We start from the raw sequence: 21,855 nt of genomic DNA, 5'->3' as shown, positions 1-21,855 counted from the left end.
TTTACAGTATGAATATGGAGGTGACAGCAATGGAGTACACGATTCAACAACTTGCCAAATTATCTGGGGTTAGTACGAGAACGTTGCGCTATTACGATGAAATTCATTTGCTAAAGCCAGCAAGAACAAATGAGGCGGGCTATCGCTTTTATGGACAGCATGAAGTCGATATGCTTCAGCAAATATTGTTTTATCGAGCATTAGATATGAAGCTAGAGATAATTCACAACATTATTCACGCACCTGATTTTCAACATACGGCTGCATTAAAAACACATCGTGAAGCTTTGCTGCAACGAAAAAAACAGCTAGATCAATTATTAACAATGGTGGAACAAACAATTCAATCGATTGAGGGGGAACGTCCAATGACGAACGAAGAGAAATTTGAAGGCTTTAAACAACAGCTAATGGAAGAAAATGAACAGCAATATGGTCAAGAAATTCGTGCCAACTACGGTCAGGAAACGGTGGATGCAGCGAATGCAAAGTTTCGAAATTTAACAGAGGAGCAATATAAGGCTATGCAACAACTAGAACAGCAATTATTTGAACGATTAAAAGAAGCGATGGCAATTGGCGATGTGAAAAATGATATCTCGATGGAAGTTGCGGAGCTACACAAGCGTTGGCTGAGCTTTTCATGGCCGCAATACTCCAAGGAAGCGCATGCTGGTTTAGCGCAAATGTATATTGCGGATGACCGTTTTACTGCATATTACGATAATCATGTGGCCGCAGGTGCTAGTCAATTTCTCCATGATGTTATTCAAGAATATACACAAAACTAAAAGGATGCTTCTCATACGGATGTTTTGGAAAGTACGATTTAGGAAAAAATAAATGTATGAGGAGGCGATTTTTTTGGAACAACAGATGATGGAGAAATTTAAAAAACAATTACAGCAGGAATTACACGAAATCGAACAGCAGCTTGAGGAATCAGAGCGACCTCAGGCGACAGAGCTCTCTAATTATGATAATCATCCAGCTGATAATGCCAGTGATTTAACAGACCAACTGACAGAGATGGCTATTGATGAGCATCGCAGTGATCATGCGGAGGAAATTAAACAGGCCCTGCAAGCGATGGAAGATGGAACATACGGCAAGTGCTCGGAATGTGGCGAAGAAATTCCGCTAGGTCGTTTAGAGGCGATGCCACATGCATTAACTTGTGTAGAGCATGCGGAGCAACGAGAAGATTTACTACGACCAGTAGAAGAAGAGGTACTATCTTCATTACCTAAATCTGATGATTTTGAAGAGCTAGAGGAATTTGGTTCGTCGGATACACCAGCAGATAGAATGTAAAGATACATGCATTCCTTCCCATTTAATTCCTTGAACAGTATAATAACTGTATGAGGTGATAACATGGAAGTAATTGATTTACACTGTGATGTATTGTATAAGCTAACGACACTTGAAGCGCCAAAATTTGCGGATGATGTACGGTTACATGCAAATAAGGAAAGATTACAACTAGGGCAAGTAAAGGCACAAGTATTTGCTATTTTTATTGATCCTGCGCTACCACAAAATATGCAATTTTTAGAGGTAATGCGTCAAATTGAAGCCTTTCATACACAAGTATTACAAACGGAAGGTATGGTGCATATTACAGACTGGTCACAACTAGATACGTTGGCACCGCATGAAATAGGCGCGATATTAAGCTTAGAAGGCTGTAGTGCAATAGGCGATGATTTAACAAAGCTTTCTGCTATTTTGGATGCAGGTATTTTGCTAGTCGGTCTAACGTGGAATGAAGAGAATGCTGTAGGCTATGGAGCTGAACAGGATGCTAGTCTTGGTTTAAAGCCATTTGGTAAAGAAGTTGTCAAGATGCTAAATGAACGCGATATTATTATCGATGTATCGCATTTAAATGAGCAAGGGTTCTGGGATGTGCTGCCGCTAGCAAAGCATCTTATCGCCAGCCATAGCAATGCACGTGCGATTTGCGACCACCCACGTAATTTAACCGATTCACAGGCTAAAGCCCTTGTCGAGCATGGAGGTCATATTCATGTCGTCTATTTCCCCCGTTTTATTGGAGAAAATGCAACAATGGATGATTTAATTGGGCATGTGAAGCATTTAGCGAGCATCGTTGGGATGGAGCATCTTGGGCTCGGTTCTGATTTTGATGGAATAGATGTTACGGTCAATGGTCTTGCACATGCAGGTGAGGTGCAAAATGTATTAGAGCATTTACGTGAGCATTTTGCAGATGACGAAGTGCGTGGCATAGCACACAATAATTTTAGACAATATATTAAAAGAGCGGCAACCAAGTAAAGTTGCTTTATAGTAAAGACCAAAGGCGTCCAGAAATTTATTCTAGATGCCTTTGGTCTTTTATAATCCAATTGACATGTTCAGTTGATTGAGCAGAAGCGTCCGCACGCAGCAGAAATCAACGACCGTAATCACAACTTGTCCATATTAATAAAAGAAATAATTGATTAATAAGCCGATTCCGAGTAGGAAACCGAAGAATGTATTTGTTTGCGCTGTATACTTCATTGCGGGCATTACTTCTTTGGCTTCTTTTTTATCGCGGAAAATTTGGATGGCACGCAAAGGCTTCGGTAGGCTTAGGAAAATAATAAGCGCCCAAAAAGTAATACCATCAATGGCAACTAATGCAATAACCCAAAGGTACGAAACGATAAAAAAGCCAGATAATATAGAAATAGCACGTTCACGGCCTACTAAGATGGCAAGCGTTTTACGTCCACCTTCTGTATCGCCAACAATATCACGAATATTATTAGATAGCATAATACCACCAACTAAAATCATACTCGGAACAGAAAGTAACACTGCATCCAATGTGACAGTAAGTGTTTGAATATAAAAGGCGATTAAGACAATACCCATTCCCATAACTGCACCTGAAACAAGCTCTCCAAATGGCGAGTAGGCGATAGGATACGGTCCTCCAGTATATAGAAAACCAATCAGCATACAAACGAGTCCAACTGCCACTAGCCACCATGAAGTAGAGGCACAAATATAAATGCCTAGGAGCATGGCAATTGCATAAAAGCTTAAGGCAATGATCATAATCGTTTTCGGTTGGACACCATGACGGACAATCGTGCCACCAATGCCGACAGAATGTTCGTTATCTAATCCTAACTTGTAATCATAATATTCGTTGAACATATTTGTTGCTGCTTGAATAAGCATACTAGCAATCAGCATAGCAAAAAATAGTCCGAAATGAATTGTTTCTTTTTCAATTGCAAGTGCAATCGCTGTTCCTAAAAATACCGGAACGAATGAAGCGGTTAAAGTATGTGGGCGCGTTAAATGCCACCAAACTTTAAAACCCCTATCAGCTTCAATGACTTTGGTCATAAGGTCTTTCTCTCCTTCAACTATTGTAGACTCTTCTTATTTTATACGAAGAAAGAGAAAATGGATAGGTTCACAGCTTATTACATACAGTTATGTTTAAAAAAATGATACAATAGTACATGCATTTGAGAGATGGGAAGATAAATTAAGCTAATCGTAGCACTAGAAAGAACGAAGCCGTCAAACATATAGGACGGCTATTTTAGCGCAACACGTAATGCGAAAGACGGATGTTACAGGTGTTTTTATGTGTGAAATCGCCACGACAGACGTATGATGTTATATACGTGCTAGTACAGCAACACGTACAGTAACGCGAAAACATAAAGGATTATGTACATTGCAATAACGGAGGTAATTTTCATGCAACAGAAGTGGTACCAAGCCACAGAAGTAGAAGTGGACTCTTTGGGCCAAAACCTTCATTTTTATATGGAAACAATCGAAGTAAGTCGCTTATCGGCGCTTGCATTTTATGCAGCGGGCGAGGAGCGTTATAAAGGTGAACGATTTTATTGGCAAAATAGAGAAAAAACAATGACATTAGTTGGGCTAGGATATGCCCACACAATTCAAAATAACGCAAAAAATGACCGCTTTGATGCTGTAGAGGCAGAGTGGAAAAGTTTAACGAAAAATTGCGTAAAAGGTCAGGCTGCACTACAACCTATTTTGTTTGGTGGTTTTACATTCGATCCACAAAATCGTGTGGATGGTGAGTGGACAGACTTCCCTGAGGCGTATTTTGCCTTGGCAACGTATCAGCTTGTATTACGCGATAACAAAGCCTATGTAAGTATTCACCTTATCGCACAAGCTTCGCAGGCAGAACAACAATTGGAAGCGCTACGTAAAGAGCGAGATTATTTAATCGATGCTGCACAAGTTGCACAAGTACAAAAGTATGCCAAACCGGAAATAACAAATTATTTTGAGCCTTATAAAGATCCTTACTTAGCGTCAATTGATCAGGTGACAGCACTTATTAAAGCTAAGCAAGCAGCAAAAGTTGTTATTGCACGCTCACTTGCACTGCAATTTAAGGAGCAAGTAACGTCACCTCAAGTGTTAGCGCAAATTATTGACGAACAGCCTGAAAGCTATTTATTTGGATTAGAGTGGCATGATTTGTTATTTTTTGGCGCATCGCCAGAGCGTCTTGTAAAAGTGGAAAATGGTCGTGCCTACTCATCCTGTGTAGCAGGTTCCATTCAACGAGGTAAAACGCCTGAAGAAGATGAGGCATATGGACAAAGCTTGTTAAATGATCCGAAAAACGGTGGCGAACATCAATATGTAGTCGATATGATTGCAGAGACGTTCCGTAAAAACTGTGTTGAGATGAAAATACCTGATGGACCACGCTTATTAAAAATTAGAGATATCCAACATTTATATACACCTGTTGAAGGTCAGTTAAATGACGAAGCAACGATTTTGCAGTTAACGAAACATTTACATCCAACGCCTGCTTTAGGTGGTGTGCCAAGAATAGAGGCCATGAGTGCTATTCGTAAATACGAGCCGATGAATCGCGGTCTTTACGCTGCGCCAATTGGTTGGTTAGATGCAGAGGGGAACGGGGAATTCGCGGTTGCGATTCGTTCAGCAGCTCTCATTAAAGATAAAGCTTATTTATATGCAGGTGGCGGTATTGTAGCTGATTCAGAGCCACAATCTGAATATGAGGAAACATTAGTGAAATTCCGTCCAATGCTTCGAGCGTTAGGAGGACAAGTACATGAGTGAACGAAAAATATTGACTGATTATGTGTATCAAATGGTTGCATCACTTGTACAGGCAGGTGTCCAACACGTTGTAGTCAGCCCAGGATCACGTTCGACACCATTAGCGTATGCTTTCGCCTCAACAAAGCAACTGACGATGTACCGTCAAGTAGATGAACGTGCGGCTGCATTTTTTGCGCTAGGGATTGCTAAGTCTACTGCTAAGCCTGTAGTGCTGCTATGTACATCAGGCACTGCGGCGGCGAACTATTATCCTGCCATTGTTGAAGCGAGTTATGCACGAGTGCCACTCATTGTTATCACAGCGGATCGTCCACATGAATTACGTGAGGTAGGGGCACCACAAGCGATTAATCAGACCAATTTATACGGAGCACATGTCAAGTGGAGTGTTGATTTTCCACTTCCAGATGGTGCTGCACCAACTTTGCCATTTATCGAACGTCATATTGCACGTGCAGTTGCTATTGCAACGAGTGCACCTTTCGGACCTGTGCATCTCAATGTACCATTCCGTGAACCGTTGCTCATTGAATTTCAGGAGGAACTTCCAACTGTTACATTTAAGCAAAGTCATATTGGACAGTTAACACCACCGAAAGATGCACAGTTAGAACTTGCATCTATTTTAAGAGAAACGAAGAGGGGATTTGTCGTTGTTGGTGAACTGCCACTCGGAACAGATTTAACTGTAATGTGGGAATTTGTGCGCCAATTAAAATGGCCAATCATTGTCGAGAGTTTATCGAATATGCGAACTTCCGTGCCAAAAGATTGTCTACCATATGTCGTGACAACATATGATGCCATTATGAAAAACGATGACTTTAAAGCGCTTGTTGAACCTGAAACAGTTCTTCGCCTAGGAGCGCAGCCAGTATCGAAGTTTATTATGCAATTTATTACAAAATCACAGCCACAAGCTTATATTGTTGTTGATGAAGACCCGATGTTCCGTGATTCTACAGGGGTTTCGACTCATTTTCTACATGCCAGCATCGGCGACTGGCTCGTGCAATTAGACCTTGCAAAAACAGCGCTAGAAGCGGCGTATTTAGCAGAATGGCAAGATGCCAATGACATTGCACTGGAGTATATAGAGCACTATGCCGAAGGAGCAATAGACGAAGGGGCGATGGTAAGTCGCTTACTTGAATTAATTCCAAATGGCAGTGATGTATTTGTGAGCAGTAGTATGCCCATTCGTGATATCGATACATTTTTAATGGCAACAGCGAAAGATATCCGTATTTTTGCGAATCGTGGTGCTAATGGTATTGATGGCGTTGTATCAACTGCAATGGGCTTCAGTAAAGGAAATAACCGTGAGACTTATTTACTTATCGGAGATTTAGCCTTTTTACATGATGTCAATGGCCTGATTGCGTCACGCTATCAAGCATGTAATATGACCATTATTGTCATGAATAATGATGGTGGTGGGATTTTCTCTTACTTGCCACAATCGACGGTAGAGGAACATTACGAAAATTTATTTGGTACACCAACTGCGCTTGAGTTCCGAGACATTGCCCATATGTACGATATGGACTACATTTGTGTTGAGGATATTGCACAGTTAGTGCCAAAATTTAATATGGTGAAGAAAAGTCCATTACGATTAATTGAGATTTTTACAGATCGAGAAGAAAATGTGTATGCACATCGAGCGCTTTGGAATCGTATTAATGCAGGGTTAAAAGCATGGCAAAACTAATAATTCGTGGTCTGGAAACACATGTAGATATATGGAATGAAGCAGCAGAGCAAACAATTGTTGCTCTGCATGGTTTTACAGGTAGTTCCGCTACATGGCGAAATTTAGCGAGAGCTCTTCCGCATATGCGCATCGTGGCGATTGATTTAATCGGACATGGGCAAACAGCAGTACCGGAGCAAGTAAGCCGCTTTGCAATGGCTGAACAATTGCTTGATTTAGAAGAAATTTTTTGTCAATTACAATTAGAGACGTTTGCATTGCTCGGCTATTCAATGGGGGGGCGTATAGCTTTATCCTATGCGCTAGCATACCCTCACCGTGTGGACAAGTTGTTGTTGGAAAGTGCTTCTCCTGGGTTACGCACAACAAAAGAGCGTAATGAACGATGTGAGCGTGATAATGCGTTAGCGGAGAAGATTACAATGAATGGTTTACAGTCCTTCGTTAATTCGTGGGAAAATATTTCGCTATTTGCATCACAAAAGCGTTTAGCTAAAAGTGTAAAACAAGCAGTTCGAGCAGAACGATTGTCCCAAAGTGAAAAGGGCTTGGCAGGCAGTTTACGAGGAATTGGAACAGGCATGCAACCGTCGAACTGGGACGATTTAACACGATTAGCATTCCCTGTGCTATTAATAACAGGTTCACTTGATGTAAAATTTTGTAACATTGCATTGGAAATGAAAGCGTTATTAAAAAATGGAAAACATATAACAGTAAATGACGCTGGGCATGCAATTCATGTGGAAAATCCAGCTGAATTTGCTACAATAGTAAATGAATATTTAACGTAATGTTTTTTTACGTTAGCGCCTTGTGTCAACATAAGGCGAATTTTATAAAATAGGAGGTAATTTCCATGACACGTCAATGGACTACATTACATACTTATGAAGACATTAAGTATGAGTTTTATAACGGTATTGCGAAAGTGACAATTAACCGTCCAGAAGTGCGCAATGCATTTCGACCTAAAACAGTAATGGAAATGATCGATGCATTTTCTCGTGCCCGCGATGATAAAAATGTTGGTGTTATTATTTTAACAGGTGAAGGCGAACATGCTTTCTGTTCAGGTGGGGACCAAAAGGTACGCGGCCATGGTGGCTACGTAGGAGATGATGAAATCCCACGCTTAAACGTACTTGATTTACAACGTTTAATCCGTGTTATTCCAAAACCAGTAGTAGCGATGGTTGCAGGTTATGCAATCGGTGGAGGACACGTATTACATGTTGTATGTGACCTTACAATCGCAGCAGACAATGCTCGTTTCGGACAAACTGGTCCAAAAGTTGGTTCATTTGATGCTGGTTACGGTTCAGGTTATCTTGCACGTATTATCGGTCATAAAAAGGCGCGTGAAATTTGGTACCTTTGCCGTCAATACGATGCACAACAAGCGCTTGATATGGGCTTAGTAAATACAGTTGTTCCTTACGAGCAACTGGAAGACGAAACAGTGCAATGGTGTGAAGAAATGCTACAAATGTCGCCAACAGCTCTACGCTTCTTAAAAGCAGCAATGAATGCTGATACAGACGGCTTAGCTGGTCTTCAACAAATGGCTGGCGATGCTACACTTCTTTACTACACTACTGATGAAGCAAAAGAAGGTCGCGACGCATTTAAAGAAAAACGTCAACCAGACTTTGGTCAATTCCCAAGATTCCCTTGATTCGGAAATGATGGTGGGCTCGTATCTCTTCGTAGATACGAGCTTTTGTTGTTTTAAGGGGAAGACAGACGAATAGACCGATGATGGAAAAAGCGGTACCATTAACAGTGTAAATGATCGGAGGAAGCAAATAATGTACCCAAACTGGATTTTACAGCGTGCCTATGTAACGCCATTTCGCGACGCGCTCACATATGAAGGACAAACATGGACATTTCAACAATTAAACGAGCTTTCATTACAACGTGCTCGACAATTAACAGCACTCGGTTTAACGCAAGGGAATCGCATTGCGATCATGGGACCGAGTAAGCCTGCACTTGTCGTTATGATGTATGCTTGTATGCATTTGCAATGTGAAATGGTCATGCTGAATCGACGACTGTCTCAAGCGGAAATCGCTTACCAACTAGAAGATTCACAAGCACAACTTGTACTAGTAGCGGATGAGGATGTAGAAAAATTACCACAACATACTCCTTATCATGTATTTTCAGTAATTGAAAAAAGTAATGAGCAGCATGTTGATATTGCAAAAGAATGGTCACTCAATCAAACAACATCGATTATGTATACGTCTGGCACGACAGGCTTCCCTAAGGGCGTCCGCCAAACAGTTGGCAATCACCAGGCAAGTGCAACAGCATCCGTTCTTAATATTGGTTTACAGGCAGATGATGTTTGGTTGTGTGCAGTCCCATTATTCCATATAAGCGGTTTTTCCATTTTAGTACGTTCATTGTTATACGGCAATAAAGTACAGCTCTATGAGCAATTTCATGCAGAGGCTATCGCACAAAACATTGTGGATGGCGATGTCACACATATGTCCGTAGTTGCTGTTACGTTAGAGCGCATACTTAATACGCTTGAACAAAACAATGCTCAAGCTTCACCACGCTTTAAATTAATGCTAGCAGGTGGTGGACCTGTGCCTGTAGATTATTTAAAACGAGCAAGTGCACTACAGTTAGCCGTAGCCCAAACATATGGGATGACAGAGACATCATCGCAAACCGCAACGCTGGCAAGTGAGGATGCGATGAAAAAAATAGGTTCAGCGGGTAAACCACTATTTTTTAATCAAATTAAAATTGACAAGCCAAACGAACAAGGTGAAGGCGAAATTTGTATTCGCGGTCCGCATGTCACACCTGGTTATATCGGTCGTTTTGCCGAGAGAAGCGCTACCGAAGAAGGGTGGCTGCATACCGGAGATATTGGCTATATGGATGAGGAAGGGTATTTGTTTGTAGTCGATCGACGTGCCGATTTAATTATTTCTGGTGGTGAGAATATTTATCCTGCAGAAATTGAAAATGTGCTATTGGCGCATGCTGCTGTTCAAGAAGCGGGTGTCTGTGGTTTCCAGGATGATAAATGGGGACAGGTGCCTATCGCTTTTATCGTTGTAAAAGAACAGCTAGCGTTGACAGATTTACAGCAGTATTGTGAGGAAAATCTTGCGAAATATAAAGTGCCAAAACGATTTATGATTGTCGATGAACTTCCTCGTAATGGAGCAAATAAACTGCTAAGAAGAAAATTAGCATCGTTACTTTCAAGTGAATAGTTTCGTGATACGAAATTATAAAAAATCCACTACGCTTTTTTGCGCGCGTAAGTGGATTTTTTGTCTTTTAAATTCTGAATATTCACAATTGTTTGGGTGCCTGGCACTTGTCATAGGCACTTGTCATAATAATTCATGCGTTGGCATAAACTATTTAGTAAAGGAGAATGACTCATATGAGAAAAACTATATATAATGTTGTCATTATATTATTTGTTTTACAAATGAGTCATGTGCAAGTATTTGCAAATACTGAACAAGCCAATATCGCAACAGCTAATTCAATAGAAACATTACAACAGCAAATTCAGAATGAAGTGATGCAATTATCTACTGAATTTGAAATTCGATACACCGGTAAAACATCTGAATTAAAAGACCAACTAACAGCGCTTATAAAACATGCTATTACAGATCCATATACTTACGCCAATATTTCTAGTTTTCAATGGAAGTATGATGGCTATGCAAATAATATTGTCATTCAATTTCAATTTACCTATCATATTACACCGGAAGAGGAGGCATTTGTAGAGCAATCATTGACAACTATTGTTGCATCGATGCATGGATTAAGCGAACTGGAGAAAATACAGGCTGCACATGATTATATCGTCTTAACTTCGGAGTATTCAAAAGATAGTATAGGAAGTCAATATTCCCCTTATACGTTGCTTAGTGAAAACAAGGGTGTCTGTCAGGCCTATGCCTTAGTGCTTTATCGCATGTTAGAAATGCTAGGCTTTGAAGTACAATATGTACCTGGTAAAGTAGGAGAACAATTGCATGCATGGGTATTAGTGAAGCTAGATAATGCGTGGTATCATATTGATGTGACATGGGATGATCCATTGCCGGATCGTATGGGAGAAGTACGTTATAACTATTTCCTCGTATCTGATCAACAAGTAGCGAAAGACCACACATGGGATTATGCCAGTTTTCCAGCGGCTACAAGTGAAAAATACGCAGATTGGCAGCAAAAAAGTAGGGTTGAAGTTTTAACAAAACCATTACTGAATGCTTTTACCCTAAATAGAGGGCTAGCTTTAATGGATAATAGAGCAATTTTGTTAGAGCAACTAGTAGAAAAAACGCTACTATTATCGAATGACTACCAAGATAGCAGCAAGTCTGTTCAAATAGTTTTATACGAACAAAACGAAAAAGTCATACTGGAAAGCAATAAGGCGCTTCGTCTAATTATGGCGAGAGCCAATGCTAGCGTTGGCCACATGCGGCTTATAAGTTTTGTCAAGACTGAAAAGAGAATGCCACAAGAAAAATACGTCATAATAAAGGAGGTGTCCCATTTGCATAACGGGGCACCTCCTTCTTCATCCTATTCGTTTACTTCTGTTCATTTAATGCAGTTTCTAAAGTTTTCATATTTTTCTTCATCAAAGTAAAGTATGTTTCATTATTTTTAACATCGTCGCTAGTTAATACGCTTAAATTGTGCAAGACAAGTGATTGCGCACCAACTTCTTTTTGAATGACTTCGGCTAATTTAGAAGATACATTTTGCTCAAATAAAATATAGTGAATGTTTAAGTCATTTGCTTTATCGACAATTGCTGTTAGTTCTTTTTGAGAAGGTTCATTTTGCGAGTTTAGGCCGGCAATTGGCACTTGCGTGAAGCCATATTGACCTGCGATATAACCAAATGCAGCATGTGATACAAAGAATGTTTTGTTCTTCGTCGCAGTAGCCATCGCTTTATATTCGCTGTCTAGATCTTGTAGCTCTTTTACTAACGCTTCGTAATTAGCTGTAAATGTAGCTTCTTTTGCTGGCATTTTTTCAACTAACGTATTTTTAATCGTTAATGCTAAATCTTGACTAATAGTAGGCGACAGCCATACGTGTGGATCGACACTACCGTGTGCATGCTCTTCATCTTCATCATGGTCGTGCCCATGATCTTCCTCTGTGGCCTCATGGTCATGGCCGTGATCTGCTTCGTCTTCCTCATCGTGCGAATGACCGGTGCTGATTGCTAATTGTTCATCGGAAATTTGAGCGGCCGTTGCAACCATTGTGACATCTTCATTGGCTAATGTCTTTTTAGCATTTTCAACAAAGCCCTCTAGCCCTAAGCCAATATAAAAAAATACATCTGCATCGGCTAACTTCATCATATCCTTTTGTGTTGGCTCGAATGTATGCTCATTTGAGCCAGGTGGATAAATAGAAGACACTTCTACGTAATCGCCACCAATACGCTCCGTAAAGTAGCTTAATGGATAGACTGTAGTGTAGACAGATAACTTGTCTTTTTTGTCCGCACTTTGTTTCGGTGTTGATGATTTATCACCACAGGCAGCTGTAAATAAGGCTAGCACAGTTACTAAGAAAAATAAAAATACTTTTTTCATCATAGATACCTCTTTCAAATAGTAATGATTACGATTTGTTTTTTTAACATTTACTATAATAACGCACATCAGAAAAAAGTACAAGAAAAAATGACCTCCGAAAATTAATTCTTTTTCGAAGGCCATTTTTCTGGCACAGGATCAAAGCCACCAGGGTGAAGCGGCTGACATTTTAATATGCGCGTAACGGTTAAGATTAAACCTTTAATCGCACCGTGTTTTTGAAAAGCTTCTAGTCCATATGAAGAACATGTTGGGTAAAAGCGACACGTTGGTGGCGTCATAGGTGAGATGAATTTTCTGTAAAACTGAATGAGCCATATAAAGGGATATTTCATACTTGACCATCCTTGTGATGTGTATTGGTTTGCTCGGGCTTAGCATCAATCGTTTGTGTAAAAAAATCGCCCTTTTTCTTGAGAATAACAATGACAGAGACGCCAAACATAAGCATCATCATGGCAATCATAATTATTATTGGTAATGGCACACCCATTGTATTCACTCCAAATTCTATTTGTTAGTATAAGAGATTCATTTTACTTTTCATCATATGGATGAAAACTATTTTTCGGCTTGTCATCTACCGTATGCTTAAAGGCATAAGCACGGTTCACACTGACAATTGTCGCAATTGTTATGAATATAACAATAATGATGGCAAGTGTTAAGAGCGAGATTAAACTCATTGTATCACTCCGTTCTTTTTCATTATACCTATTATAAAATAGAAGCTCTAGCTTAGTTGTGAAGGAAGTTTGACATTCCGGCGAATAAAACAAGCTCTTTGCCACCATACTATGGGAAAAGGGGTGTTTTATATGGATCGTCAACCTGTCTATTTTTCACTTGCCCATAAAACGTATTATACAAATCCATATGAGGGACAATGGAATTTCGAGCTTAATGTAGATCGTCAAGCATTAGATGTTTTCGAGAAAATATTTCAACAAATGCAAATGTTAGAAATTGCTAACGGATGGCGCGCGCAATTGCCATATTTACAATATCATTTGGACAGAGAAAATGATGAATTAGATTTACGCTTAAAGAAAATTTATGCCCTTATCCATGAATATGGAGATGACGATACAAAGGAATTTGTCGAGCAGCTTCCCTATTTCAATAAACGTGTCTAGCTAATTAGCTAGACATTTTTTTATAGGAATAGGGATTGGATAATGATTTCTAAATAAATCATGACAAGTGTACCTAGTCCAATCAATGCTAATTTTCTTTGTACCATATTTTCATGCGTAGTTATTTTACAAACGGAACAGCTTAAAGCGATTCTAGAAGGGTTTACCATTGTCATTAAGGAGGAGCTAACATTTTGTATGCAGGCAAGCATAGTGGGAGAAGCGCCAATCTGCACAGCCGTTTCTGTTTGTATGCGAATAAACATCGTATTGGAAGCCGTATTACTCCCAGTTAAAAAACCACCTGTAGCGCCTATTAAAGGTGTAATAAATACAAAAAATGACCCAAAAGAATTTGCTGCAGTGAATGCTAGCAGTTGAATCATTTTTGCTTCAGACATCATGTTTGAAACAACAATATATAAAAAAGTCGTTAGCAGAACTGGGTAACATTTATGGATTGTTAATTGAATGCTATCAAAAATGGTCGCCCGATTTAATCGAAAGAGTACACAGCTGAAAAAACAGACAAGAAGCAGAAAAAATCCGGGCGAGTATAGCACTGCTAATTGAAACTGATAAGACTTGATTGTTACGGTACAAAGCTCGATTAAAAAATCTTTAATCGGCGTCAGCGTCCGTGAAGCAAACAATAGAACAATTAGCAATAAATAAGGAGAAATATTTTTAAAAAGTTCATTCGAATGAATTTTATTGTTTAAAGAGATCATAATGAAAAGTGTGGCAATAACGGTTAAAGCACCTACTAAGCCGGCAAGTTCCACACTGATGAAACGATTACAAAGCCATACGCTTCCACCTAGTAGTAAGCCTATCCATAGTATTTGCAGCCATTTCTTTTTTATTGCGGCTTTTCCGACTCCGATATAGGTAACTAAAAATGCGAAATAAATATAAATAGGGATGCACATAAGGGCGCTCCCGACGCCTAAATCTACTAAAGCAATGTTACCTAATGAAGCGCCAATAATGGTTCCCATCGCTAATGTTCCCCATGGTATGATACATAAACTAATTAATGCGATTAAGGAAGATTGAATCGTAGTAAAACCTAAAGCAATTAATATAGGTGCGATCACAATGACTGCTAAGCCAAAGCCACTAACAGCTTCAATTAAAGGAGATAATCCTAGGGCCAATAATAATACTTGATAAATGCGATTATCGGTAGAAGTGGCAATAATCGATGCTATTTTTTGAATAGCACCTGCTTTCTCCATTAAATGGAATAATAAAATACCGAAAAACAAAATATAGAGTATCGGCACTGTTGTCAGGAAACTTTTGATGAATGGTGTAGGTAGTAATTCGATACTAGTATGAAAAACTGGGGAAATAGCGATTATGGTTGTAAGTATACAAGCGACGATTCCTGTAAATATAGACGATTTTTTAAAAATAAAAATCATCAATAAAATACTTATTAAAGGTAATAATGCTAATACAACTTTTAACATGGAACAACACTCCTCTACAATTTTTATTCACTATAGTATATTTTATTTTAACTAAAGTGTAAATGGAGAGTGGTGGATTATCTTTAAGTTGCTTGTTATTGAACATGTGCAATATCATAGTAGAAGGGCCATGCGATGTCTTTTCACTATAGTACACGAACGAACATGGACTCAATTGCTTCGTCTGAAAAATAAATAGTGAGAGGGGCTTGTAAATGGGATTTGGAAAGCAAGTAAATGCTATTAGGAAAAAAAATAAAATGACATTACAGGAGCTTTCAGCGCTCAGTAATGTGAGTGCATCGATGTTATCTCAAATTGAAAGAGATGAAAAAAATCCAACGATTCAAGTAGCCTGTCAAATAGCGGAAGCTTTAAACACAACACTTTCAGCTTTGCTTGATCAGCAGGAAAAAAGGGATATTGTCATAATAAGAAAAGATGAACGCCCAATATATGTTGATGAAAAATCTGGTTTTCAGCGCCATTTATTATCACCTTCCGTTCCTTCAAGAGGCATTGAGTTTGTGTTAAATATCATTCCTGCTAATAAAGAATCTGGCATATTTCCTGCGCATAAGTCAGGCGTGAAGGAATATATTTTTGTGCAAAGTGGGAAGTTACGGGTTGAATTGGGGAAAGGGACTTTTATTGACGAATTACAAGCTGGGGATTCCTTCTTTTTTGAAGCTGATACAGAGCATCGATTTATTAATATGACGAATGAAGAATGTCACTACTTCCTAGTGATTGATTCGTCGCAGTATATGAAATAATAAGACGAAGAACATAATGAATACATTCGTTACAATATAATAATAGGAGTGGAATGGAATGTTTTCATTTACAGATTTAAATGGTTACCAAGTGGATTTAAGCTTTACAAAAGGCGAGTTTCAAGTTGAACCAAAGCATGTCCTTGTCTTTTTAAAGCATGAACAAAAATGGTTATGTACGATTCATAAACGCCGAGGAGTAGAAGTCCCAGGTGGCAAAGTAGAACCAGGCGAAACATTAGAACAGGCGGCTGTACGAGAAGTATTTGAAGAGACGGGTGTGCATGTAAAAAATCTTCGATGGTTTGCGGAATATGCTGTGCACGGTGAAGTATTGTTTTGTAAAACAGTGTTTACTGCGCAATTTGTTAGGCAGGACAAGGTAGCCTTTGATTTGGAGACAGCAGGTATGGTCTGGCTTACTGATGAAGAGTTTGCCAACCATCCAAATTTAAGCTTTCATATGAAGGATGAAGGCATGCTAAAAATGCTAGAGGAGCTGAAGCGCGTTGACAAGCAATGGTGAAATAGTTAAAAAACGTCCATACCCTTCACCAAATCCAGCTATTCGCTTAACGGAAATAACTTATGTATCACTTGGATTACGGGTCAAAGGCTTACTAGCGGAGCCTAAAGCAGAAGGTACATATGATGGTATTTTGTATTTACGTGGTGGCATGCAAAGCATCGGTATGGTAAGGCCAGCGCGAATTGCACAGTTTGCTGCACAAGGCTTTATCGTTTTTGCGCCTTACTATCGTGGGAATCGCGGTGGAGAAGGTCGTGATGAATTTGCCGGCCAAGATCGATACGATGCCGTACATGGGGTCGATGTGCTAAAGCAGTTTTGCAATGACCATATTCATGTGTTTGGCTTTTCACGTGGCGGTATTATGGCGCTGTGGACAGCCATTTTGCGTAAGGATATAACATCGGTTGTGACGTGGGCGGGTGTCTCTGATGCTACCGCTACCTATTGGGAACGTGCCGATATGCGTCGTATGATGAAACGTGTTATTGGAGGAACGCCTAATCGTGTACCCGAAGCCTATGATGCACGCACACCTTTATTTGAAGTTGAACACATTACAGCACCCGTGCTGATTATTCACGGCTATCGTGATGAAAATGTCGATATTGAACATGCAAGGCAATTAGCATTTTACTTAGAGGATGCTAATAAAACGTATGAAACGTGGTATGATCACCGATTTGCACACCAATATCCACCAGCACAAAATCGTGAAACAGTACGTGCTTTGTGTGAATGGATGAAGAAACAGTAACTTTCTAAATTGTGTGAGTGTCTTGAATTGTGTGAGTGCCTGGCACTGTGGATGGCTAATAATAGTAAAAATCCGCTGTGTTTTCCGTGGGTACGAGATAAGAAGCGACCAATGTTATACTTGGTTTATTGCCTCTTACATCTTGGACATTACCGCAGAAGTCTCAGTGGATTTTTACTAATTTAGTACCTAGAATTGTGTGAGTGCCTGGCACTTTAATTGCTTAAGAACGATTGAATGGTGTCCCAGTATGTTGCGCCTGCAACACTTTCAGCACTACCGTGTCCAGCACCTTCCACCAGTAATTTTTCTTTTGGCACATTGGCCGCTTCATATACTTCATCAAGCATAGAAGAAGGGACGAATGTATCGTTAGTTCCGTGTATAAAGAGCATTGGCGTTTGTGATTTAGCAACTTGCTTCACCGTATCCGCTTCACCCAGTGTATAGCCAGCTTTCATTTTTGTGACAGCGGATGCAAAATACATAATCGGAAAGGCTGGTAAATGGAAGATTGCTTTTAGTTGATATGAAAATTCTCCCCATACAGAAGCATAACCACAATCCTCGATAATGGCTTTGACGTTGGAAGGAAGCTTTTCACCTGATGCCATCATAACAGTGGCACCTCCCATAGAAACCCCAAATAGAACTATTTCTGCATCATGTTGTGATTGAACGGTGTTGTCAATCCATGATACGACATCGAGTCGATCATGCCAGCCCATTCCAATATAGTCTCCTTCACTTTTTCCGTGACCTCTCGCATCTGGAATGAGTACATTGTAGCCCATATCATAAAAGTGTTTAGCATACTTGGTCATCTGTAATCCATCACTTGAATAGCCATGGAAAATCAGTGCCCATTTATTTGTTTTATTTTCATTTTTAAGAATATAGGCATGAAGCTTTAGTTGATCGACGGATTGAATGGTTGTTTCTTCGTAATGACTGTTAAACCATTTTTCACGCGCTTCTTTCTCTTTCACTTCATTCGGATTTGCATCAATCAAATTATGCGGTGCTTCAAGAACAGCTGATTTGTCAGATTGCGGATTTAACGCTAGGTTATAAAAATAATTGCCTGCAATAAAACCAGCCCCAATAAACAAGATGATTAATGAGACGACGACACCAACTAGTATTTTGTATTTTTTGTTCATATGTATCCTCCAATACGATCTATGTAGAGTAAATTTTAGAGAAGAGGGTAAAGAAAAAGGGAACGAATAAATCGTTCCCTTCGTCACAACATTATTTTAAAGGACCACCAAGTTTAGTGATAGCTTCAGAAACATTAGTGAATTTCTTGAAGTTGTCGTTGAATAAAGCAGCAAGTTCAGCAGCTTTTTCATCGTAAGCGGCTTTGTCTGCCCATGCATCGCGTGGGTTCAGCACTTCTGTTGGTACACCTTCAACTGCTGTCGGGATGTGTAAGCCGAATACAGCATCTTGCGTCGTTTCAACATTATTTAGTTTGCCATCGATTGCAGCACGTACCATTGTACGAGTGTATGAAAGCTTCATACGGCTACCTGTACCATATTCGCCACCAGTCCAACCAGTGTTCACTAAGAATACTTGAGCACCGTGCTCGTCGATTTTTTGACCTAACATTTCAGCATAAACAGTTGCTGGAAGTGGAAGGAATGGAGAACCGAAACATGTAGAGAATACTGGTTCTGGTTCTGTTACACCGCGTTCAGTACCTGCAAGTTTAGATGTGAAACCACTTAGGAAGTGATACATTGCTTGTTCTTTTGTTAATTTACTGATTGGAGGTAATACACCAAATGCATCAGCTGTTAAGAAGATGATTGTTTTTGGATGACCTGCAACAGATGGATCAACGATATTTTCAATAAATTGAATTGGGTAAGCAACACGTGTGTTTTCTGTTAATGAACCATCATCGTAGTCACAAACACGAGTTTCAGGATCTACAGCTACGTTTTCTAGTACAGACCCGAAGCGGATTGCGTTGTAGATTTCAGGTTCTTTTTCAGCAGAAAGGTTGATTGTTTTTGCATAGCAACCACCTTCGATGTTGAATACACCATTGTCAGACCAGCCATGCTCATCATCACCGATTAATTTGCGGTCAGGATCAGCTGATAAAGTTGTTTTACCAGTTCCAGATAAACCGAAGAATAATGCCACATCGCCAGCTTCACCTACGTTTGCTGAACAGTGCATTGATAGGATGCCTTGTTGTGGTAATAGGTAGTTCATAATACCGAAAATAGATTTTTTCATTTCACCAGCGTATTCAGTACCACCGATTAAGATGATTTTCTTTTCAAGCGATACAATGATGAATGTTTCAGAAGCTGTACCATCAACAGCTGGATCAGCTTTAAAGTTAGGAGCTGAAATAACTGTGAAGTCAGCAACATGAGAAGCTAATTCTTCTTTTGTTGGACGGATAAATAATTGATGGGCGAAAAGATTGTGCCAAGCATATTCATTAATTACTTGGATGCTTAATTGTGAATCTTTGTCAGCACCTGCAAAACCTTTGAATACGAATAATTCGTCACGTTCTTTTAAGTATTTAACTACTTTTACATATAAGTTATCGAACACTTCGGAAGAAATTGGTTGGTTTACTTTTCCCCAGTCAATTTGATCTTTTGTGCTTTCTTCTTCTACCGTATATTTATCTTTAGGTGAACGACCAGTGTATTTGCCAGTTTCTGCACGAACTGCGCCATCTACTGTTAACATAGCCTCACCACGAGATGTAGCTTTTTCCGCTAATTGTGGTACTGAAAGTTGAACGTTAATGTTCCCGCCGTTTAATAATTCCTTCAGTTCGTTTGCAATTTCTACTGAATTCATCGATTAAATACCATCCTTTTTTATAATATTCCCTCGTTTAAGGGAGTTTTTCTTAATTTCAAAAATAGTATAACACAATTGCCTTAATAATCTATACTAATTCAAAAATTATTTTCGAGTTTTGAATACTTTTCTGCAAAATGTCATAAAATAATTGACAACGTTCGACCTTTTACGTAAGATGAGAAATTGAACGGATACTCTTATCCCGAGCTGGTGGAGGGTCAGGCCCTGTGAAACCCGGCAACCTGCATGAACCATTCACGACATGCGCTGGTGCCAACCTGATGCAAGGGGATAACCCTTGAACGATAAGAGTGAAAGGTTACGAAGTCATTATTCCTTTCCTCATGTACAGTACGTGAGAAAAGGATTTTTTTTATTTTCATAATGAATGTAAAGGTAAGTATATACAATTCTTTCCTTATTATAATGACGGATCTTTCGAAATCCTCATGTTAAAAGCAACAACGGCTTGGAAGTTCAATCCTTTAGGAGCGAACTTGACATGGGTAATGAGTACCGTATTCATTTCGCAAATGCTATTTGTAAGAGTAATAGGAGGAAAACTAAATGACAAACCGTCGATTGTTTACATCAGAGAGTGTTACAGAAGGACATCCAGACAAAATTTGTGACCAAATTTCGGATGCTATTTTAGATGCTATTTTAAAGGAAGATCCAAATGCACGTGTAGCGTGTGAAACAACTGTCACAACAGGGTTAGTATTAGTTGCAGGGGAAATCACGACTTCTACTTATGTAGATATTAAAGGGATTGTGCGTGATACGGTCGCAGAAATCGGCTATACACGCGGTAAATACGGCTTTGATGCTGAAAACTTAGCAGTACTAGTAGCCATTGGTGAACAATCACCGGATATTGCTCAAGGTGTAGACCAAGCTTTAGAAGCTCGTGAAGGTTCAATGACTGATGCTGATATCGAAGCAATTGGCGCAGGTGACCAAGGCTTAATGTTTGGTTACGCATGTAATGAAACACCTGAATTAATGCCTTTACCAATTAGTTTAGCGCATAAATTAGCTCGTCGTTTAACAGAAGTACGTAAATCAGGTGAATTAGCTTATTTACGTCCAGATGGTAAAACACAAGTGACAATTGAGTATGATGAAAACAATATCCCAGTTCGTGTGGATACGATCGTTATTTCGACGCAACATGATGAAGACGCAACACTGGAGCAAATTCAAGCAGATTTAAAAGCGTTCGTCATTGCACCAGTAGTGCCTAGTGAATTATTAGATGCTCAAACGAAATATTTCATTAACCCAACTGGCCGTTTTGTTATTGGTGGTCCAAAAGGTGATGCTGGACTAACTGGTCGTAAAATCATCGTTGATACATACGGTGGTTATGCGCGTCACGGCGGTGGTGCATTCTCTGGTAAGGACGCTACAAAAGTAGACCGTTCAGCTGCTTATGCGGCACGTTATGTGGCGAAAAATATTGTTGCTGCAGGTTTAGCAGAACGTGCTGAAGTACAGCTTGCTTATGCTATTGGTGTCGCACAACCGGTATCCATTGCTGTTGATACATTTGGTACAGGCAAAGTAAGTGAAAGCGACATCGTAAAATGGGTGCGTGAACTATTTGATTTACGTCCTGCTGGCATTATTAAAATGCTTGATTTACGTCGCCCAATTTACAAACAAACGGCGGCTTACGGTCACTTTGGACGTACTGACTTAAATGTGCCTTGGGAAAATACGGACAAGGCTGATGCATTAAGAGCAAAAGCTCGTCTATAAGCTGTTTTGTAAAGAGCATTCGTAATTGTGATAAACATGCGCAAATGCTTTAGTGAAAGGGGCTGTTCGATAGCCCCTTTTTATCTTGCTTTTA

General features: G+C 39.6%; 22 protein-coding genes and 1 riboswitch. Of the genes, 14 read left to right on the top strand and 8 right to left on the bottom strand.

The genetic code is table 11. The features are described 5' to 3' along the window. Window positions 1-29 precede the first annotated feature (29 nt). From ACKVEV_RS11645 to ACKVEV_RS11635, 3 genes are all read left to right on the top strand, one after another. Window positions 30-791, top strand: coding sequence for a MerR family transcriptional regulator (locus ACKVEV_RS11645; protein WP_409366650.1), 762 nt, complete (start codon window positions 30-32; stop codon window positions 789-791). Window positions 792-864: 73 nt separating this feature from the next. Next, on the top strand, window positions 865-1,314 hold the full coding sequence (locus tag ACKVEV_RS11640; RefSeq protein ID WP_409366649.1) for a TraR/DksA C4-type zinc finger protein: 450 nt from the start codon (window positions 865-867) through the stop codon (window positions 1,312-1,314). Between the two features lie 63 nt (window positions 1,315-1,377). Further along, window positions 1,378-2,304, top strand: a complete 927-nt coding sequence (locus tag ACKVEV_RS11635) for a dipeptidase (protein WP_409366648.1) — start codon at window positions 1,378-1,380, stop codon at window positions 2,302-2,304. Window positions 2,305-2,451: 147 nt separating this feature from the next. On the opposite strand, the gene ACKVEV_RS11630 is transcribed toward ACKVEV_RS11635, so the two are convergent. Further along, a complete protein-coding gene (locus ACKVEV_RS11630; RefSeq protein ID WP_409366647.1) occupies window positions 2,452-3,372 on the bottom strand; it encodes a 1,4-dihydroxy-2-naphthoate polyprenyltransferase in 921 nt (306 codons plus the stop codon). Window positions 3,373-3,735: 363 nt separating this feature from the next. Here ACKVEV_RS11630 and ACKVEV_RS11625 point away from each other — a divergent pair, with 363 nt between their 5' ends. From ACKVEV_RS11625 to ACKVEV_RS11600, 6 genes are all read left to right on the top strand, one after another. Continuing rightward, a complete protein-coding gene (locus ACKVEV_RS11625; RefSeq protein WP_409366646.1) occupies window positions 3,736-5,121 on the top strand; it encodes an isochorismate synthase MenF in 1,386 nt (461 codons plus the stop codon). Next, window positions 5,114-6,838, top strand: a complete 1,725-nt coding sequence (gene menD, locus ACKVEV_RS11620) for a 2-succinyl-5-enolpyruvyl-6-hydroxy-3-cyclohexene-1-carboxylic-acid synthase (RefSeq protein WP_409366645.1) — start codon at window positions 5,114-5,116, stop codon at window positions 6,836-6,838. The genes ACKVEV_RS11625 and menD overlap by 8 nt, the downstream gene beginning before the upstream one ends. After that, the gene (menH, locus tag ACKVEV_RS11615; RefSeq protein WP_409366644.1) at window positions 6,826-7,635 is read left to right on the top strand and encodes a 2-succinyl-6-hydroxy-2,4-cyclohexadiene-1-carboxylate synthase; all 810 of its coding nucleotides are present in this window, start codon (window positions 6,826-6,828) and stop codon (window positions 7,633-7,635) included. The genes menD and menH overlap by 13 nt, the downstream gene beginning before the upstream one ends. A 65-nt stretch (window positions 7,636-7,700) precedes the next feature. Continuing rightward, window positions 7,701-8,519, top strand: coding sequence for a 1,4-dihydroxy-2-naphthoyl-CoA synthase (gene menB / locus ACKVEV_RS11610; RefSeq protein WP_054767225.1), 819 nt, complete (start codon window positions 7,701-7,703; stop codon window positions 8,517-8,519). Window positions 8,520-8,652: 133 nt separating this feature from the next. Beyond that, entirely contained in the window at window positions 8,653-10,092 is a 1,440-nt protein-coding gene (locus tag ACKVEV_RS11605) for an o-succinylbenzoate--CoA ligase (protein WP_409366643.1), read from the top strand. A gap of 176 nt (window positions 10,093-10,268) precedes the next feature. After that, a complete protein-coding gene (locus tag ACKVEV_RS11600) occupies window positions 10,269-11,501 on the top strand; it encodes a transglutaminase domain-containing protein (protein WP_409366642.1) in 1,233 nt (410 codons plus the stop codon). Here the strand turns inward: ACKVEV_RS11600 and ACKVEV_RS11595 are convergent. From ACKVEV_RS11595 to ytzI, 4 genes are all read right to left on the bottom strand, one after another. Further along, complete coding sequence (locus ACKVEV_RS11595) at window positions 11,443-12,471, bottom strand: metal ABC transporter solute-binding protein, Zn/Mn family (RefSeq protein ID WP_409370542.1); 1,029 nt, start codon at window positions 12,469-12,471, stop codon at window positions 11,443-11,445. The two genes, ACKVEV_RS11600 and ACKVEV_RS11595, sit on opposite strands and share 59 nt — an antisense overlap. 104 nt (window positions 12,472-12,575) lie before the next feature. Then, a complete protein-coding gene (gene yidD, locus ACKVEV_RS11590) occupies window positions 12,576-12,809 on the bottom strand; it encodes a membrane protein insertion efficiency factor YidD (protein ID WP_409366641.1) in 234 nt (77 codons plus the stop codon). Beyond that, on the bottom strand, window positions 12,806-12,967 hold the full coding sequence (locus ACKVEV_RS11585; protein WP_409366640.1) for a hypothetical protein: 162 nt from the start codon (window positions 12,965-12,967) through the stop codon (window positions 12,806-12,808). The genes yidD and ACKVEV_RS11585 overlap by 4 nt, the downstream gene beginning before the upstream one ends. A gap of 43 nt (window positions 12,968-13,010) precedes the next feature. Beyond that, complete coding sequence (gene ytzI, locus ACKVEV_RS11580) at window positions 13,011-13,160, bottom strand: YtzI protein (protein WP_409366639.1); 150 nt, start codon at window positions 13,158-13,160, stop codon at window positions 13,011-13,013. Between the two features lie 132 nt (window positions 13,161-13,292). On the opposite strand from ytzI, the gene ACKVEV_RS11575 reads away from it, so the two are divergent. Further along, window positions 13,293-13,610 (top strand): transposase, encoded by a 318-nt coding sequence (locus tag ACKVEV_RS11575; protein ID WP_409366638.1) that lies wholly within the window; start codon window positions 13,293-13,295, stop codon window positions 13,608-13,610. A gap of 20 nt (window positions 13,611-13,630) precedes the next feature. Here the strand turns inward: ACKVEV_RS11575 and ACKVEV_RS11570 are convergent, their stop codons facing one another. Then, entirely contained in the window at window positions 13,631-15,088 is a 1,458-nt protein-coding gene (locus ACKVEV_RS11570; RefSeq protein WP_409366637.1) for an L-lactate permease, read from the bottom strand. 215 nt (window positions 15,089-15,303) lie between these two features. On the opposite strand from ACKVEV_RS11570, the gene ACKVEV_RS11565 reads away from it, so the two are divergent. The 3 genes from ACKVEV_RS11565 to ACKVEV_RS11555 are packed head-to-tail and all read left to right on the top strand — an operon-like array spanning window position 15,304 to window position 17,150. Then, complete coding sequence (locus ACKVEV_RS11565) at window positions 15,304-15,864, top strand: helix-turn-helix domain-containing protein (RefSeq protein WP_409366636.1); 561 nt, start codon at window positions 15,304-15,306, stop codon at window positions 15,862-15,864. 58 nt (window positions 15,865-15,922) lie between these two features. Beyond that, window positions 15,923-16,390 carry an NUDIX domain-containing protein gene (locus ACKVEV_RS11560; protein WP_409366635.1) on the top strand — a complete coding sequence of 156 codons (468 nt, stop codon included), beginning with the start codon at window positions 15,923-15,925 and terminating at the stop codon, window positions 16,388-16,390. After that, a complete protein-coding gene (locus tag ACKVEV_RS11555; protein ID WP_409366634.1) occupies window positions 16,374-17,150 on the top strand; it encodes an alpha/beta hydrolase family protein in 777 nt (258 codons plus the stop codon). Before ACKVEV_RS11560 ends, ACKVEV_RS11555 begins: the two co-directional genes overlap by 17 nt. A 215-nt stretch (window positions 17,151-17,365) precedes the next feature. On the opposite strand, the gene ACKVEV_RS11550 is transcribed toward ACKVEV_RS11555, so the two are convergent. Together ACKVEV_RS11550 and pckA are read right to left on the bottom strand one after the other, a co-directional pair. Then, window positions 17,366-18,313, bottom strand: a complete 948-nt coding sequence (locus tag ACKVEV_RS11550; RefSeq protein WP_409366633.1) for an alpha/beta hydrolase — start codon at window positions 18,311-18,313, stop codon at window positions 17,366-17,368. Window positions 18,314-18,404: 91 nt separating this feature from the next. Further along, window positions 18,405-19,991: a phosphoenolpyruvate carboxykinase (ATP) gene (pckA, locus tag ACKVEV_RS11545; RefSeq protein WP_409366632.1), complete on the bottom strand. Its 1,587-nt coding sequence runs from the start codon at window positions 19,989-19,991 to the stop codon at window positions 18,405-18,407. A gap of 200 nt (window positions 19,992-20,191) precedes the next feature. Next, a riboswitch (SAM riboswitch) is annotated at window positions 20,192-20,309 on the top strand. A gap of 255 nt (window positions 20,310-20,564) precedes the next feature. On the opposite strand from pckA, the gene metK reads away from it, so the two are divergent. Next, entirely contained in the window at window positions 20,565-21,761 is a 1,197-nt protein-coding gene (metK, locus tag ACKVEV_RS11540) for a methionine adenosyltransferase (RefSeq protein WP_409366631.1), read from the top strand. Window positions 21,762-21,855 lie beyond the last annotated feature (94 nt).

This window comes from Lysinibacillus sp. 38-6 (genome assembly GCF_046245175.1).
Classification (GTDB): Bacteria; Bacillota; Bacilli; order Bacillales_A; family Planococcaceae; genus Lysinibacillus.
This window is presented reverse-complemented; position numbering and strand designations above follow the sequence as displayed.